Source organism: Sphingomonas sp. 2R-10, from assembly GCF_030062225.1.
GTDB lineage: Bacteria > Pseudomonadota > Alphaproteobacteria > Sphingomonadales > Sphingomonadaceae > Sphingomonas.
Map to the genome: position 1 here is coordinate 73,579 of NZ_JASCXF010000007.1, position 15,842 is coordinate 89,420.

The window sequence follows — 15,842 nt, forward strand, 5'->3', positions numbered from 1 at the left end:
TTCGGGGGGATTTAACCGATGCGTCCTACTATCAAGCTGAAACTGGGGGCGACCTTTGCCCTTCTCATCTCGATGCTGATCGTCGTCGTAGGCGTCGGTATCAGCCGCGCGAGCGCGTTGAACGACGCAATCAGCGCGGTGATCGGCGTCCAGGCTGCACAACTCGACCTTGCCTTGTCGATCGATGCCGACTCCGGACGCGTCGTCCGTAACGAAAAGAATATAGCAGCCACCCTCGATCCCGTCGAAAAGAAGAAATTCGACGATCGCATGATTGAGATGCGCAACAGCGTCGACCAGAAGATCGCGCTGGGCATGTCGAGGGCCACCGAACGGGGCAAGCCGATCTGGGCCGAGATTCTCCCGCGCTGGACCGCGTACAAGGCGATCAACGAACGGATTCGTCTGCTGGCCCTTGCCAACCGGAACGACGAGGCGATGAAACTGTCGATGGGTGAAGCGCGGACCGTCGTCATGGGCATGTCCGAACAAATCACCAAGCTTGTCGAACTGCAGCGCTTGCGGATGCGCGAGGCCAAGGCCGACACTTCCGCACTTTACGCTTCTGCTCGAAACACGTTGCTGATCGCCGCGGCCTGCGCGCTGCTGATCGCCATCGCCGGATCCGTCTACATCTCGCATCTGGTTTCCAGTGGCCTGAAGCGCGTCGCGGTTGCGATCGATGCGGTCGCAGTCGGCGACCTTGACCAGGAGGTGAAGGTCACGACCAACGACGAGATCAAGGATCTCGTCGATACGGTCCACCGCATGACGCTCGCGCTGCGGCAGTCGGCGGCACTGGCCGACCAGATTGCGCAGGGCGACCTGACCGTCGACCACACGCCGCTGTCGGACAAGGACAAGCTGGGCCATGCGCTGGTGTCGATGGTCGAACGGCTGCGCAGCGTCGTCGGCGACGCGTCTGCCGCCGCGGACAATGTGGCGGGCGGCAGCCAGGAACTCTCCGCCTCGTCGGAACAGGTGAGCCAGGGTGCCACCGAGCAGGCGGCATCGGCCGAGGAAGCATCGGCGTCGATGGAAGAGATGGCCGCCAACATCAAGCAGAACGCCGACAATGCCGCGCAGACCGAAAAGATCGCGCGCCAGTCGTCGAAGGATGCCGAAGCCAGCGGCGTCGCGGTGGACCGCGCGGCCAAGGCGATGCGGACCATCGCCGAAAAGATCGGCATCGTGCAGGAAATCGCGCGCCAGACCGATCTGCTCGCGCTGAACGCCGCGGTCGAGGCTGCCCGGGCCGGCGAACATGGTCGCGGCTTCGCGGTCGTCGCTTCGGAAGTGCGCAAGCTGGCCGAGCGCAGCCAGAGCGCGGCCGCCGAGATCAGCGCGGTGTCGAGCGACACGGTGCAGGCAGCGGCGCAGGCGGGCGAGATGCTGACCAAGCTGGTGCCCGACATCCGTCGTACCGCCGAACTGGTGTCGGAAATCAGCGCCGCTTGCCGCGAGCAGGATATCGGCGCCAGCCAGATCAACCAGGCGCTCCAGCAGCTCGATCAGGTGACGCAGCAGAACGCATCGGCCTCCGAACAGATCACCTCGACCTCCGAGGAGCTGGCGGGACAGGCCAACGAACTGCAGCAGAGCATCGCCTTCTTCCGGGTGACCGATGGCCCCGCCGCGCGCCGTCCGGCCGCCCGCAAGCCCGCGGTCCGTACCAAGGCGCCCGCACCCAAGGTCCGCTCGAACTCGGTCGTCGACCAGCAGGCCCGCGCCCGCGGCTTCGCGCTCGACCTGTCGCAGGGCGGCCCGGACAGCGACGACGCCGATTTCGGACGCGCCGCATGACCGGCAGGGGCGTGGTCCAGGTCGTCACCTTCGGCCTCGGCGAGGAAATCTTCGCGGTCCCGGTGACCATGGTCCGCGAAATCCTCGACTATCGCCCCGCCTTCCGCGTGCCGGGGGGCCCGGCATGGATGCTGGGGATCACCGACGTGCGTGGTCAGGGCGTGCCGATGATCGACCTTCGCGCGCGCCTCGGCCTGTCGCCGGTCGATGCCACGCTCGCCACGCGGGTGCTGATCGTCGACCTCGCGCTGGCCGACCGCACCCTCTCGCTCGGCCTCGTCGTCGACCGGGTGATCGCGGTCGCCGCCTATGAGCGCGACCGGCTGGAACCGGCGCCTGATATCGGCATGCGCTGGCGGTCCGACCATATCGCCGGGGTCGTGCGCGAACCCGACGGTTTCGTCGTCGTCATCGACGTCGCGCAGGTGTTCTCAACCGACGACGCCACCGTCATCGCCGACGCTGCCTGACCCGGAACGCGCCGCGTCCTTCACCGGATGCGGCGCACCCCTACGCGACGACTGGAACCCGCCCGCATGTCCGCCCTGCCCGCCACCGCCGCCGATACCGATCGGCTCAGCCCGCACCGCCTAGCAAAGCTGTCCGCGCTGATCTTCGACAAGACCGGCATCAAGATGCCCGCGACCAAGGCGACGATGTTGCAGGGGCGGCTGCAACGGCGCCTGCGCGATACCGGCATGGCGACGCTGGACCAATATTGCGACCATCTGTTCGACGGCACTGCCGATCCGGCGGAAATGGTCCACCTTATCAACGCGGTCACCACCAACAAGACCGATTTCTTCCGCGAACCCGGCCATTTCGACTTCATGACGAAGACCGCGCTGCCGGCGCTGGCGGAAAGCGGTCGCCGCCGCATCCGCGCGTGGAGTGCCGCCTGCTCGACGGGTGCGGAGCCGTACACGATGGCGATGATCCTCGACCAGTTCGCGCAACGGGGCGGCCCCGACTATGGCATCCTCGCCACCGACATCGACACCGCGGTGCTGGAGACCGCGCGCCGCGGCATCTATCCGGCCGATCTGCTCGATCCGGTCCCGGCGACGCTGCGCCAGCGCTATGTCGTCACCTCGCTCGACCGTAGCGCTCGAAAGGTACGGATCGTGCCCGCGCTGCGATCGGCGATCGGCTTTGCGCGCCTCAACCTGATGGACGCCAGCTATCCGGTCGGCGAGCCGATGGACCTAATCTTCTGCCGCAACGTGCTGATCTATTTCGACAGGGACACGCAGGAACGGGTCGTGCGCCGGCTGTGCGACCGCCTCGCGCCCGGCGGCTACCTGTTCCTCGGCCATTCGGAATCGATCGCCGGCATGGACCTGCCGGTCACCACCGCGTCCTACACCGTGTTCCGGAAGGTCTGACATGGCCAAGATTCGCGTCCTCGTTATCGACGACAGCGCCAGCGTGCGACAGGCGATGACCGCCATCCTGAATGAGGACGCGGAGATCGAGGTGATCGCCGCCGCCGCCGATCCCTTCGCCGCCGCGCGCTATATTCAAGAAGAGGTGCCCGACGTCATCACGCTGGACGTCGAGATGCCGCGGATGGACGGCGTCACCTTCCTGCGCAAGCTGATGAGCCAGCGTCCGATCCCGGTGGTGATGTGTTCGTCGCTGGTCGAGGAAGGATCGGAAACGCTGCTCCAGGCGCTGGAGGCGGGCGCGGTCGACGTGATCCTGAAACCGCGCATGGGCGTCGCCGATCACCTGAACGACGCCAAGATGCGCATCCGCGAGACGGTGAAGGGCGCCGCCCGCGCCCGCGTCCGCGGCCGGCCCGCGACCGGCCGGACGACGGCGCCCGCCGCCAGGCTGACCGCAGACGCCGTCCTCCCCCCACCGACCGGCCGCGCGATGAGCCGCACGACCGAGATGGTGGTGTGCATCGGTGCCTCGACCGGCGGGACCGAGGCGCTACGCGAGGTGCTGGAGGCGCTGCCCGCCAATTCGCCCGGCATCGTCATCGTCCAGCATATGCCCGAAAGCTTCACCCGCGCCTTCGCCAAGCGGCTGAACGGCCTGTGTCAGGTCGACGTCAAGGAGGCGGAGGACGGCGACACCGTCATGCGCGGCCATGTGCTGATCGCACCGGGCGGCCTGCGTCACATGATGCTCGAACGGCAGGGCGCGCGCTATGTCGTCGCGGTCCGGGAAGGACCGCTGGTTTCGCGGCATCGCCCGTCGGTCGACGTACTGTTCCGCTCCGCCGCGCGCAACGCCGGGTCGAACGCGGTCGGCATCATCATGACCGGCATGGGCGACGATGGCGCCCGCGGCCTGCTGGAGATGCGACAGGCCGGCGCCCGCACCTTCGCGCAGGACGAGACGACGTCGGTCGTGTTCGGGATGCCCAAGGAAGCGATCGCCCGCGGCGCGGCGGACAAGGTCGTGCCGCTCCACGCCATCGCGCGTGAATTGCTGCAGGCGACGGTCCGTTGACCGTCGCCCGCCTTACCCTCCCACTCCGCCAGGACTGACGCCATGCAGCATTTCCGCATCGACACCCATGACGCGCAGGCGATCGACCCGTCCGACCTGAAGCGCACGCTGGCTCTGGTCGCGGCGGGGATGGACGCGCGCTTCGTCCGCGCCGGTTCGACGCTCGCCACCGCGATCGAGACGATCGACCGCATCATCACCTCGATCGAGGGGGTGACCGGCGCGCTCGACGAGAGCGTGGCGGGAATCGCGGTCTCCAGCCTGACCGACGTCGCCGGCCAGCTCGAGGCGCTGCCCGATATCCAGTCGGGGCGCGACAAGGACATGGCGCGGATCGGCGCGGCGTCGCGCGTGCTGCGCGACCATGTGATGGACATGCGCCAGGCGCTGCGCGTGCTGCATATCTATGGCATGAACATCAAGATCGCCGCATCGGGCGAGGCCGCTTTCGTGGGCTTCGTCAACAACATGGGGCAACGTCTTGCCACCGGGGAAGAGCATCTCGAAGCCTTCCTCGCCAAGCTGAAGGAACTGTCGGGCAGCGTCGGCACGGTGCAACAGGCCGGACGACTGCTCGCCGCCGAAGCGACCAAGATCCTGCCGGCGGTGCCCAGGCGGCTGGTCCGTGACGCCGCGGCGCTCCACACCCATCTGGGCGACGTCGCCGCGATGGCGCGGCAGGTGGCGGAGATCGCGCGGACGGTACAGGGGCGGGTCGCGACGATGCTCGGCGCGTTGCAGGTCGGCGACAGCACCCGCCAGCGGATCGAACACGTCGTGTCGGCACTGCAACTGCTCGACGGCTGCACGCTCGACCTGCCCGATCCCGCCGCGCAGGTCGAGGTGACGGCGGTGATCCATCGCCTGCTCGCCGCGCTGCTCGAAACCAGTGCTGCCGATTTCGATCGCGACGCCGCGCTGCTGGTCGCCTCGCTCCGCGCGCTGCGTCCCGATACCGCCGCGCTGCTCGACCTGATCGAGGACGATGCCGGGCGCAACGGCCGCCCGTTCCTGACCCAGATCGAGGAGGCGGTCGGCGAAGTCGCCGTCATCACCGTGCAGTTGCAGGAAGCCGACCAGCGCTCGGCAGCGATGCTGGGGCTGATCGCCGAGACGGTCGACGAACTGACCGGCCGGCTGGCACAGCTGCAACGCGTGCAGTTCAACGTACAGGACATCGCCACCAACACCCGCCTGCTGTGCCGCCGTCATGGCGAACTGGGCAAGGCGGTGTCGGTCGTCGCGGGCGAGGTCGACATCTATGCCCATTCGCTGGGCAATGCGATGCGCGGCGTCGCGCGGCCGATCGCCGAACTGGCCGAAACCAACGGCGCACTCGCCGCGAAACGGGCCGGGACCGGCGACAGCGACATGGGCGACAAGCTGGCGCAGGCGCTGGTGGTCATCCGCGAAGGATGCCAGCGCACCGACATGGCGGTGCGCGAAGGCGGTGACGACGCGCGGCAGCTGACCGAGCTGCTGGCGATCGCCGCGGACGAGATCGGCGCCGAGCTGCAACTGGGCGCGACCATGCGCCAGGCGGCGATCGTGCTGTCGGCGACCCCGCCGGTCGATGCGCTGTCCGATGCGGCGACGTTCGCGCTCGGCACGCTGCTGCCGCAGATCGGCGCGCTCTACACCATGGCGCAGGAACGCGACGTCCATGCCGCCAACGTACCGGCGGACTTCGTGGTGGCGAGCGCGGTGGTCGAGGAGGAGGACGACGACGACGGGCTGTTCTAGCGGCCGCTCGACAGGCAGCCGTTCCGGGCAGCCCCTTCCATGACCCGGCGAATGTCGATCCGACCCGATCCTTCCGAATGGAGGACGAAGCGGGTAAGCGGCCGGATGGCTACCACTCCCTCCCCGACCCGGTCACAGCGACTGAAGGCCGCGACCGCCGCGATCCACGACCGGCTCGATGCGCGGATCATGGCGCTCGATCCGTTCGCGTCGCGCGAACGCTATGTGCGGTTCCTGCGCGCGCAGCAGGCGTTCCACGATGCGCTCGCGCCGCTCTACGCCGCGCCCCTGCTCCGCGTCGAACTGCCCGACCTGCCCGAGCGCGACCGCTCGGCCGCGATCGCGGCCGATCTCGCCGCCATCGGACTGCCGCCCCCCGCCGTGCCCGACGCACCGCCGGTTGATCCTGTCGACATGTCTACATCGCTCGGCTGGCTCTATGTCGCGGAAGGATCATCGCTGGGGGCCGCGTTCCTGCTGAAGGCGGCCCAGCGGATCGGTCTGGATGCCGATCATGGCGCGCGCCACCTTGCCGGCCATCCCGATGGCCGCGCGGCGCATTGGCGCCGCTTCACCGCGCGAATCGACGCGATCGACATGACGGAGGCGGAAGAGGAGCGGATGTTCGCCGCTGCCCGCGCCGCCTTTGCCCGGTTTCGCGACCTGACCGAGGCGGCGTTCGCGTGATGCGGTCGAGCGGCTAAACCCGAATGGCTATTCAGGGTGAACGGATCGGCCGTGGATAGCTGACGGCTCCTGGAACCGCCCCGGCAGCAACAGCACGAACCGCGCCCCGTGCCCCGGCGCGCTGTCGACCAGCAGGTCGCCGTGCATCGCCCGCGCCAGCCGCCGTGCGATATACAGCCCCAGCCCGCTGCCCCCCGCCTCGGTCGGATCGACCCGCCCGAACTTCGCGAATATCCGTTCCTGGTCGGCAGCGGCGATGCCTTTGCCCTGATCGGCGACGATTACTGCGGCATCGTCGCCGTCGCGCTCCATCCGGATCCACACCGTGCCGCCCGGCGGCGAATAGCGGACCGCATTGCCGATCAGGTTGACCAGGATCTGCAACACCCGGCGGAACTCGCCGCTCGCGGGCAGGCTGTCGTCGAACGACGGCCGGTCGATCCGCACGTCGCCCTGCGCCGCGCGCACCGCCAGCAGCCCCGCCGCGCGCCGCGCGACATCGGCGAGGTCGATGTCCTCGACCGCCACCGCGAAATCGGCGCGCTCGATCGCCGACAGATCCTCCAGATCGTCGACCAGCCCCAGCAGGTGCCGGCCCGCGCTGGCGATATCGGCGGCATAGGCGACGTAATCGTCGCGCAGCGGCCCTTCGGTCTGCGCCGACATGCTGTCGGCATTGGCGATGATCCGCCCCAGCGGATCGCGCAGCGCGCGGCCGATGCGACGGCTGAACCCGTCGGGCAGGTCGGTGGAGGTTTCCTCGGCCAGCACCGCCGGCGGACTGTCGGGCAGGCTGTGCGCCGCCCCGTCGAACCCGGCGAACTGCCCGTGCGCATCGACGCGCGGTACGGCGGACAGACGGACACGGTGCGTCGTGCCGCGGATCGCGGCCTCCTGTCCGTCGAACCATGCCTGCGCCGCCAGCGCGCTCAGGATCGGAAAGCCACCATCGCCATCGTTGTTCAGCGCGAACAGCCGCGTGATCGGCTGACCCAGCACCGCCGGCGGATCGAAGCCGAAGCGGGCTCCGGCATGGTCCGACACATGTGTCAGGTGCAGCCCGGCATCGGTGGTCCACAGCCAGTCGGCATCGGCGCGCAGGAAATCCGCCTCGCGCCGCACCGCCGGTTCGGCCTCCCACGGCGCACCCGCCTGCCACCCGCCCACCTCCAGCCGGATGCCGAGGTCGTCGGGCTCGGCACGCACGGTCAGCGCGATATCGTCCTCGCCATCGGCGGCAACGATCGGACGGGTCAGCGCGATGCCCAGCCGCTGGACCAGCCGCACCAGCGCCGCGATCTGCGGCACCGCGACCGGCTGCCCCGGCGCACCACCGGCGCGGCGGTTCAGCTCGGCCAGACGTGGTTCGGCGTCGAGCAACAGCCCGTCCGCCGACAATCGCCCGATCGCGGGCGAAGCGCCTGGCCGGTGGTCGTTCATGCGGCCGCCCCCAGCGCCAGCATCGCCGCATGATATTCGGCGTCGAGCGCCATCGGCGCCAGCGCGACCCGCGCCGCGCCGGGCGTCACCGCCATGATGCTGTCGATCCGGTCGGCGAACGCCTCGACGTCGCGGACCGGTTCCGCCTCGGCCAGCGCGAAGCCGATCCGCGCGATCGTCGCGCGATCGACCGCCAGCGCGCGCAGCACGACCCACAAGCGCGCACTGTCGGGATCGATCACCAGGTCGCGCACGCGTTCGAACGCCAGCCCGCTGGCACGCGCCACGATCGCGGTGAAGAACACCAGCCGCCCGTCGCCGATCGCCTCGCCCAGCAGCGCCGGCACCTCGTCGCCCTGCGGCTCTACCGCCAGCGCCAGCCGCATCGCGGCGATTTCCAGCGGCACCAGTTCGCCCTGCGCATCGATCGCGCGCCGCACCGATTCGGCCAGCGCGGCGTCCAGCTCGGCGATGCGGTCACCCGCCCCGGCCATCTCGCGCAGCGCCGCCGCGACCCACCACGCGATGCGGGCATGGTGCGATCGGATCAGGTCGACCGCGGCGGGCACGCCATCGACCACGCTGGCGCGCCGCGCCTGCGCCGCCAGCATCCCGACCGCCGCACCCGCGATCAGCCGGTCGCTCGCCTGCGCCAGCCGCGCGACCATCGTCGGCCCGTCGCCGCCCGCCGCGACCGTAACCGGCAGCGCGCGTGCCAGCGCGTCCATCCGCACCCTTGCGTACAGTTCGCCGAACAGCGCGGCATCGCGGAACAGTCCGGCCCGGACCACCCGGTCGAACGGCGAACCCGCCGTGCGCAGCCCCTGCGCCAGCGCCGCTTCCCCGCGCGACGTCAGCAGCCGCGCGGCATGGTCGCGTATCCCGGCATCGACCCCGGCAACCGTCGCGCGCATCGTCGAATCGAGCGCGGCGGCGGTGCGATCGTCGATCCGCGCATCGTCGGGCACGTGGAAATGGTCCGCCGCCGCCCGCAGGCGCCGATGCCCGGCCCGTTCGGCCGCCGCGACATGGTCGAGCAGCAGGAGGGCGGAAGCGCTGGCTTCACGGGGATCGACCGGATCGATGGACATGGTTCTGGCTTTAACCTTACCCGGTTAAGGCGAAGCTAAGCCTCTCGCCGCAGGATTTCGATGGCATGTGCGAGCGTCGCCCCCGAATGAAGCGCCACCAACGCCAGCCCGATCGTCGATGTTCCGGCCAGCGCGAACGGTGCGAGCAGTACCAGCGCCGTCGCCGGCGTCGCCGCCCATGGAGGACGGGCGACCGGCATCCGCCGCGCGAGGATCGTCGCCGCCACCCCGACCACCGCCAGCACGCCCGCCGTGCCCGTCTGCACGATCAGCGACTGGACCAGCCCGACACCCAGCACCCCGGCCACGCCCAGTATCTCCAGCCCGCGTTCCTGCCATGCGGCATGTTCGTCCTCGCCGCGCAGCCAGCCCAGCAGCGACCCCGCCGACAGGATCACCATCGACAGGAACAACAGCACCGTCGCCGCGCCCGCGCTCCAGAACGGGATCGCTGCCAGCCCGGCCACGCCCAGCACCCCGCCCGCCGCGCCGATCGCGACATCGGGCACCTTGCGCCGCACCAGCAGCGGGAGCAGCAGCCGGGTGACCGGCGTGAAGACATAGCGGTCGATCCACCCGGTGCGCTGTTCGGCCAGCGACGCCAGCACGTCCTTGCTGCGCACCTCCAGCGTGCCCGCGTCGCGCTCCACGCCATGCCCCGACCGCGCGGCCTTGGCCGGCAACAGGACGTGCGCGGCGCGTGCCTGCGTCGCGACGCGCAGCAGCGTCGACTGAAAATCATATTCGGGCGGCAGCCGCGCGGCATCCTCCAGCCGCGCGATTGACAGCGTCGCGACCCCGGCCCAGCAATGATCGGCATCGACCCGCTCGACCGCGGTCGCATCGCCATTGGGCGTCACCAGCAGCGTATCGGTCGGCTCCAGCGCCATGCCCGCGATCACCGCATCGGTCGTGACCAGCCCGTCGGCCAGCGCGACCAGCGTCGCCAGCGGATGCACCTTCGCCTTCGCCTCCTCGGCGGTGCGGACGATATCGACCGTGGCGCCGCGCCGCCCGATCCGGTTGACCGCCGCCGCCAGCGGGGGCGTGACCCGCCCGACCGCGACCAGCAACTGCCCGGCACCTGCCGCGACCAGCAGCCGCGCCTGATATTCGATCAGCGTCATGCCGCCGAACGGCAGCGTCGCCGCCAGCACGCCGGGCTGGTGCTCGGCTTCCTCGGTCGCGAAAATAAGGCCGGTCAGCATCGCGTTGCGGTTAGGCGCTGACGACGCGAAGCGCCAGTCCCGTGCGCTGCGTGCGGTACAGCGTTCCCCCGGTCATCGGCGCGGCCACCCCGGTCGTCCCCGGAAAGGTGATCGGCAACCCTTTCAGCGACCGGATCGCCAGATAGGCGAACCCTTCGGCCTCCAGCGCGTCGCCGTCCCATCCCGACGCGTCGCTGGGTTCGGGGGCCAGCCCGGTGCGCTCGGCGATCATCGCCAGCATCACCGGATTGTGCCGCCCGCCGCCGCCGACCAGCAGCCGTTTCGGCCGCGCCGGCAACCGGTCGACCGCCTCGGCCACGCAGGCGGCGGTGAACGCGGTCAGCGTCGCCGCGCCATCCGCCGCCGACAGCCCGCGCGCCGGCTGGATCGTGAAGTCGTGCCGGTCGAGCGACTTGGGATGGGCCAGGTCGAAGAAGGGGTGGTCGAGCATCGCCGTCAGCACCGCCTGATCGACCTGCCCCGATCCCGCCAGCGCCCCGCCGGCATCGTAGCGCGCGCCGCTTTCCGCCTCGACCCAGCTGTCGACCAGCCCGTTGGCCGGCCCGGTATCGAACGCGATCAGTTCGTCGCCCTCGCCGACATATGTGATGTTGCCGACCCCGCCGAGGTTGAGCACCGCAACCGGCTTCTCCATCCCCGCCGCACGGGCGGCATGATAGATCGGCAGCAGCGGCGCCCCCTGCCCGCCCGCCTTCACGTCGTCGACGCGCAGGTCGGCGACGACGTCGATGCCCGTGGCCGTCGCCAGCGCCGCGCCGTCGCCCAACTGCCACGTCCAGCCCTTGTCCGGGCGATGCGCCACCGTCTGTCCGTGAAAGCCGATCACATCGACCGCCCGCGCCTCGACGCCCGCCTTGTCCAGCAGCGTGGCGACCGCATCGGCATGGGTGCGCGTCAGCACCGCCTCCGCCCGCGCGATCAACGGATGCTCGCCCGGGTCGTCGAGCAGCAGCGCCAGCTCGGTCGCCGCCACCAGTGCCGCGCGATCCGCGTCGGCATAGGGCGTGCCGACGAACGCGATCGGCCGCACCCCGCCTTCGCCATCGCTCTCGATCAGCGCGGCGTCGATGCCGTCCAGCGAGGTTCCAGACATCAAGCCGATCGCAAGCATGGGGCAACTCCGGTCGCGTTAACTGCCCCTAGTATCGCGCACAGCCCCATCAAGTCGAGATACGTGGACTTGCGTACGATCGCGACGCTAAAGACGCGCGCATGACCTATGCTTCCGACCTGCTGAACACCCTGTCCGACCGGGGCTATATCCATCAGCTGACCGACGCCGCCGGCCTCGACGCGCTGGCCGCGAAGCAGGTCGTGCCGGGCTATATCGGCTTCGATCCGACCGCGCCGTCGCTGCATGTCGGCAGCCTCGTGCAGATCATGCTGCTGCGCCGGATGCAGCAGGCCGGGCACAAGCCGATCGTGCTGATGGGCGGCGGCACCGGCAAGATCGGCGACCCCAGCTTCAAGGACGAGGCGCGCAAGCTGCTCGCCGAGGACGGCATCGCCAGCAACGTCGCGTCGATCAAGCGCATCTTCGAACGCTTCCTGACCTTCGGCGACGGCCCGTCGGACGCGGTAATGGTCGACAATGCCGACTGGCTCGACGCGCTCGAATACATCCCCTTCCTGCGCGAGGTCGGCCAGCATTTCTCGGTCAACCGGATGCTGTCGTTCGATTCGGTGAAACTGCGGTTAGAGCGCGAACAGTCGCTGTCGTTCCTCGAATTCAACTACATGATCTTGCAGGCCTATGACTTCCGCGAGCTGGCGCAGCGCCACGGCTGCCGGTTGCAGATGGGCGGCAGCGACCAGTGGGGCAACATCGTCAACGGCATCGAACTGGCGCGCCGCATGGATGGGACCGAGGTGTACGGCGTCACCACCCCGCTCATCACCACGGCGGACGGCGGCAAGATGGGCAAGACCATGTCGGGCGCGGTCTGGCTGCACGAGGACCAGTTGCCGCACTTCGATTACTGGCAGTTCTGGCGCAACACCGACGACCGCGACGTCGGCCGCTTCCTGCGCCTGTTCACCGACCTGCCGCTCGACGAGATCGCCCGGCTGGAAGCGCTGCCGGGCGCCGAGATCAACGAGGCAAAGAAGATCCTCGCCAACGAAGCCACCGCGATGTGCCGCGGTGCCGACGCCGCGACGCAAGCCGCCGAAACCGCCCGCCGCACCTTCGAGGAGGGATCGGCGGGCGACACGCTGCCGACCTTCGCCGTCGAAGGCGCGATCAACGTCGTCGACGCGCTGGTGGCACTCGGCCTCGCCGCGTCGAAGGGCGAGGCCCGCCGCCTCATCAAGGGCGGCGGCGCGCGCGTCGATGGCGAGAAGGTCGTCGACGAGGCACAGGTGATCGCGGTCGACTCGCCGGTGCGCGTGTCGGCGGGCAAGAAGCATCACGGCCTGCTGACGCCGGCGGCGTAGGGCTTACCCTACCCTCACCCCCCGCCCACCCGTTCGGTTCGAGCAGCTTCGAGCCTGTCGAGAAGCGTCCGTCGAGAACGGGTCGCTTGGGGCACCCCTTCTCGACTACGGTTCTCGACAGGCTCGAACCTACGCTCGAAGCAAACGGAGTGAGCGTAAGGTAGGACGACCTACCCCCGCCGAACCAGCACCGCGCCCACCAGCACCAGCGCCACCCCGACCAGCCGCAACCCGCTGATCGACGTCCGCGGCAGTCCGATCAACCCGAACCGGTCGATGACCAGCGCGGCGATCAGCTGCGTCGCGATCATGATCGTCAGCATCGACGCCAGCCCCAACCGCGGCGCGGCAAACGCCGCCGCCGTGACGAAGAACGCGCCATACGCCCCGCCGAGGAACATCCACGGCCGCGCCTCGCGCAGGTTCGCCAGCGGCGTCCGGTCGGCGACCAGCCACACCCCGATCAGGATCATGGTCCCCACAGCGAACGACACCAGCGCCGCCAGCAGCACCGACCCGACGCTCCGCCCGAGCGCCGCATTGGTCGGCGGCTGCACGGCAAGGCCGATACCGCCGAGCAGGGCGAGGATGAGCGGGGCGAGGACGTTCATGGGCACTTGCGCTATCGGCTGCGACGCAACCGCGCAACCAACCCCAACGTCATTCCGGCGAAAGCCGGAATCCATGGATAGGTGACGTTGCGAACGATCGCCAGCACCCGACACAATGGATTCCGGCCTACGCCGGAATGACGGTTGGTTCGGGCGAGCACCCGCTCCCAAATCGTCATTCCCGCGAAGGCGGGAATCCATACACGCCAACCGTCCGGCTCCATCCGCAACGTCAGCGCATATGGACTCCCGCCTCCGCGGGAGTGACGAAAGAGTCACCCCGACCGCAACCGCCCCACCCCCGCATCGCGCTCGAACAGGTACAACGCCACCCGCGCCGCCTGCCCGCGCGGCCCTTCCAGCCCGCCATCACGATCCACCAGCAACCGCGCATCGGCATTGGCGACTGGCAGCAGCTCGGCCAGCATTTCGGGGCTGGCCAGCCGGAACATCGCCTCCCCCGACTGCCGCGTCCCCAGCAGCTCGCCGCCGCCACGCAGCCGCAGATCCTCCTCGGCGATCCGGAATCCGTCATTGCTCTCGCGCATCAGCGCCAGCCTTGCCCGCGACGTCTCCGACAGCGCGTTCCCCCGCAGCAAAAGGCATACCGACTTGCCTCCGCCGCGCCCCACGCGCCCGCGCAACTGGTGCAACTGCGCCAGCCCGAACCGGTCCGCCGCCTCGATCACGATCAGCGTGGCGTTCGGCACGTCGACGCCCACCTCGATCACCGTCGTCGCCACCAGCACACCCGCGCGCGCCGCCGAGAACCCGGCCATCACCGCGTCCTTCTCGATCGGCTTCATCCGCCCATGGACCAGCGCCACCTTGTCGCCGAAGCGCGCCCGCAGCACCTCCGCCCGCGCCTCGGCGGCGGCGAGGTCGGACTTCTCGCTCTCCTCGACCAGCGGGCACACCCAATACGCCTGCTTCCCCGCCGACAGGTGCCGCGCCAGCCCGTCGACCACCGCGTCCAGCTTGTCCTCGGACATCACCACCGTCTCGATCGGCTCACGCCCCGGCGGCATCTCGTCCAGCCGGCTGACGTCCATCTCGCCATATTGCGCCAGCGTCAGCGTGCGCGGGATCGGCGTCGCGGTCATCACCAGCAGGTGCGGCGGGCGCACCGCCTTGGCCTGCAACATCATCCGCTGCGCCACGCCGAAGCGATGCTGTTCGTCGACCACCACCAGCCCCAGGTCGCGATATCCGACCGCTTCCTGAAAGATCGCGTGCGTGCCGATCAGGATATCGATCGACCCGTCGGCCAGCCCCATCAGCACGCCCTCGCGCACCCGCCCCTTGTCGCGTCCGGTCAGCGCGGCGACGGTCACACCGGTCCCGGCCAGCTGCCGCTGCAACGTCGCATAATGTTGCCGCGCAAGGATTTCGGTCGGCGCCAGCAACGCCCCCTGCGCCCCGCCCTCGACCGCGATCAGCAGCGCCATCAGCGCGACCAGCGTCTTGCCCGACCCGACGTCCCCTTGCAGCAGCCGCAGCATCGGCTGGGTCTGCGCCATGTCGCCCTCGATCTCGCCGATCGTCCGCGACTGTGCGCCGGTCGGCTGGTACGGCAGGTCGAGCTTCGCCCGCAGCCGCCCGTCGCCGGTCAGCGACCGCCCTTTGCGCGCCCGCGCCTCGCCGCGCACCAGCAACAGCGCCAGCTGGTTGGCGAACACCTCGTCATAGGCCAGCCGCTCGCGCGCCTTCGCATCGGCCGGATCGGCATGGATGCGCGCCAGCGCCGCTTTCCACGCCGGCCAGTCATGCTTCGCCAGCAGGCTCGGCTCGATCCATTCGGGCATCTCGGGCGCGCGTTCGATCGCCTGCGCCGCCAGTTGCCCGACCCGGCGCGACGTCAGCCCCTCCGACAACGGATAGATCGCCTCGCGCTCGGGCAGGCTGTCGGCCTCGTCCACCGGCAGCACATGGTCGGGATGGACCATCTGCAATTCCTGCCCGTACGTCTCCAGCTTGCCCGACACGATCCGCGTCTCGCCCAGCGGGAACAGCTTCTTCACCCATCCCGACGATCCGCCGAAATACGTCAGGTTGACGATATTGCCGTGCTTGTCCGCCGCCTGCACCCGCGTCGGTCCCCGCCCGGCGCTGACCCGGTAATCGGTCGCGGTCAGGGGAATCGCGATCACCCGCCCGGCATCCTGCACCATCAGTTCGTCGCGCTTCAACCGTTCGACCCAGCCGGTCGGCAGGTGGAACGCGACATCCACCACCCGGCCGAGCTTCAACCGCTCCAGCGGCTTGGCCAGCGCGGGGCCGACCCCCTTTAACGAGGTGACTTCGGCAAACAGCGGGTTGAGCAGATCGGGACGCATGAC

At 69.6% G+C, this 15,842-nt stretch carries 13 protein-coding genes; 7 read left to right on the forward strand and 6 right to left on the reverse strand.

All coding sequences use genetic code 11. The annotated features are described in order from the left end of the window. Positions 1 to 18: 18 nt before the first annotated feature. The 6 genes from QLH51_RS05055 (at position 19) to QLH51_RS05080 (ending at position 6,696) form a co-directional block, all read left to right on the forward strand. Positions 19 to 1,803 (forward strand): methyl-accepting chemotaxis protein, encoded by a 1,785-nt coding sequence (locus QLH51_RS05055; protein ID WP_125656339.1) that lies wholly within the window; start codon positions 19 to 21, stop codon positions 1,801 to 1,803. Beyond that, positions 1,800 to 2,273 carry a chemotaxis protein CheW gene (locus tag QLH51_RS05060; RefSeq protein ID WP_125656336.1) on the forward strand — a complete coding sequence of 158 codons (474 nt, stop codon included), beginning with the start codon at positions 1,800 to 1,802 and terminating at the stop codon, positions 2,271 to 2,273. The genes QLH51_RS05055 and QLH51_RS05060 overlap by 4 nt, the downstream gene beginning before the upstream one ends. A gap of 66 nt (positions 2,274 to 2,339) precedes the next feature. After that, entirely contained in the window at positions 2,340 to 3,188 is an 849-nt protein-coding gene (locus tag QLH51_RS05065) for a CheR family methyltransferase (protein ID WP_125656333.1), read from the forward strand. 1 nt (position 3,189) lies between these two features. Continuing rightward, positions 3,190 to 4,266, forward strand: a complete 1,077-nt coding sequence (locus tag QLH51_RS05070) for a protein-glutamate methylesterase/protein-glutamine glutaminase (protein WP_125656330.1) — start codon at positions 3,190 to 3,192, stop codon at positions 4,264 to 4,266. Positions 4,267 to 4,308: 42 nt separating this feature from the next. Next, positions 4,309 to 6,009, forward strand: a complete 1,701-nt coding sequence (locus QLH51_RS05075; protein ID WP_125656327.1) for a hypothetical protein — start codon at positions 4,309 to 4,311, stop codon at positions 6,007 to 6,009. 105 nt (positions 6,010 to 6,114) lie between these two features. Further along, positions 6,115 to 6,696 carry a biliverdin-producing heme oxygenase gene (locus QLH51_RS05080; RefSeq protein ID WP_125656324.1) on the forward strand — a complete coding sequence of 194 codons (582 nt, stop codon included), beginning with the start codon at positions 6,115 to 6,117 and terminating at the stop codon, positions 6,694 to 6,696. A 27-nt stretch (positions 6,697 to 6,723) separates the two neighbouring features. On the opposite strand, the gene QLH51_RS05085 is transcribed toward QLH51_RS05080, so the two are convergent. From QLH51_RS05085 to QLH51_RS05100, 4 genes are read right to left on the reverse strand one after another with little or no spacing between them, the layout of a single operon-like run. After that, a complete protein-coding gene (locus QLH51_RS05085; protein WP_125656321.1) occupies positions 6,724 to 8,136 on the reverse strand; it encodes a PAS domain-containing sensor histidine kinase in 1,413 nt (470 codons plus the stop codon). After that, positions 8,133 to 9,227 carry a DUF2336 domain-containing protein gene (locus QLH51_RS05090; protein ID WP_125656318.1) on the reverse strand — a complete coding sequence of 365 codons (1,095 nt, stop codon included), beginning with the start codon at positions 9,225 to 9,227 and terminating at the stop codon, positions 8,133 to 8,135. The genes QLH51_RS05085 and QLH51_RS05090 overlap by 4 nt, the downstream gene beginning before the upstream one ends. A gap of 35 nt (positions 9,228 to 9,262) precedes the next feature. Beyond that, positions 9,263 to 10,435, reverse strand: coding sequence for a hypothetical protein (locus tag QLH51_RS05095; protein WP_125656315.1), 1,173 nt, complete (start codon positions 10,433 to 10,435; stop codon positions 9,263 to 9,265). A gap of 10 nt (positions 10,436 to 10,445) precedes the next feature. Beyond that, positions 10,446 to 11,567 carry an anhydro-N-acetylmuramic acid kinase gene (locus tag QLH51_RS05100; RefSeq protein WP_125656312.1) on the reverse strand — a complete coding sequence of 374 codons (1,122 nt, stop codon included), beginning with the start codon at positions 11,565 to 11,567 and terminating at the stop codon, positions 10,446 to 10,448. Between the two features lie 101 nt (positions 11,568 to 11,668). Here QLH51_RS05100 and tyrS point away from each other — a divergent pair, with 101 nt between their 5' ends. Further along, on the forward strand, positions 11,669 to 12,892 hold the full coding sequence (gene tyrS, locus QLH51_RS05105) for a tyrosine--tRNA ligase (RefSeq protein ID WP_125656309.1): 1,224 nt from the start codon (positions 11,669 to 11,671) through the stop codon (positions 12,890 to 12,892). A gap of 170 nt (positions 12,893 to 13,062) precedes the next feature. Here the strand turns inward: tyrS and QLH51_RS05110 are convergent, their stop codons facing one another. Together QLH51_RS05110 and recG are read right to left on the reverse strand one after the other, a co-directional pair. Continuing rightward, positions 13,063 to 13,503, reverse strand: coding sequence for a DMT family transporter (locus QLH51_RS05110; protein WP_125656306.1), 441 nt, complete (start codon positions 13,501 to 13,503; stop codon positions 13,063 to 13,065). 275 nt (positions 13,504 to 13,778) lie between these two features. Next, positions 13,779 to 15,839, reverse strand: coding sequence for an ATP-dependent DNA helicase RecG (gene recG / locus QLH51_RS05115; RefSeq protein ID WP_125656303.1), 2,061 nt, complete (start codon positions 15,837 to 15,839; stop codon positions 13,779 to 13,781). Positions 15,840 to 15,842 lie beyond the last annotated feature (3 nt).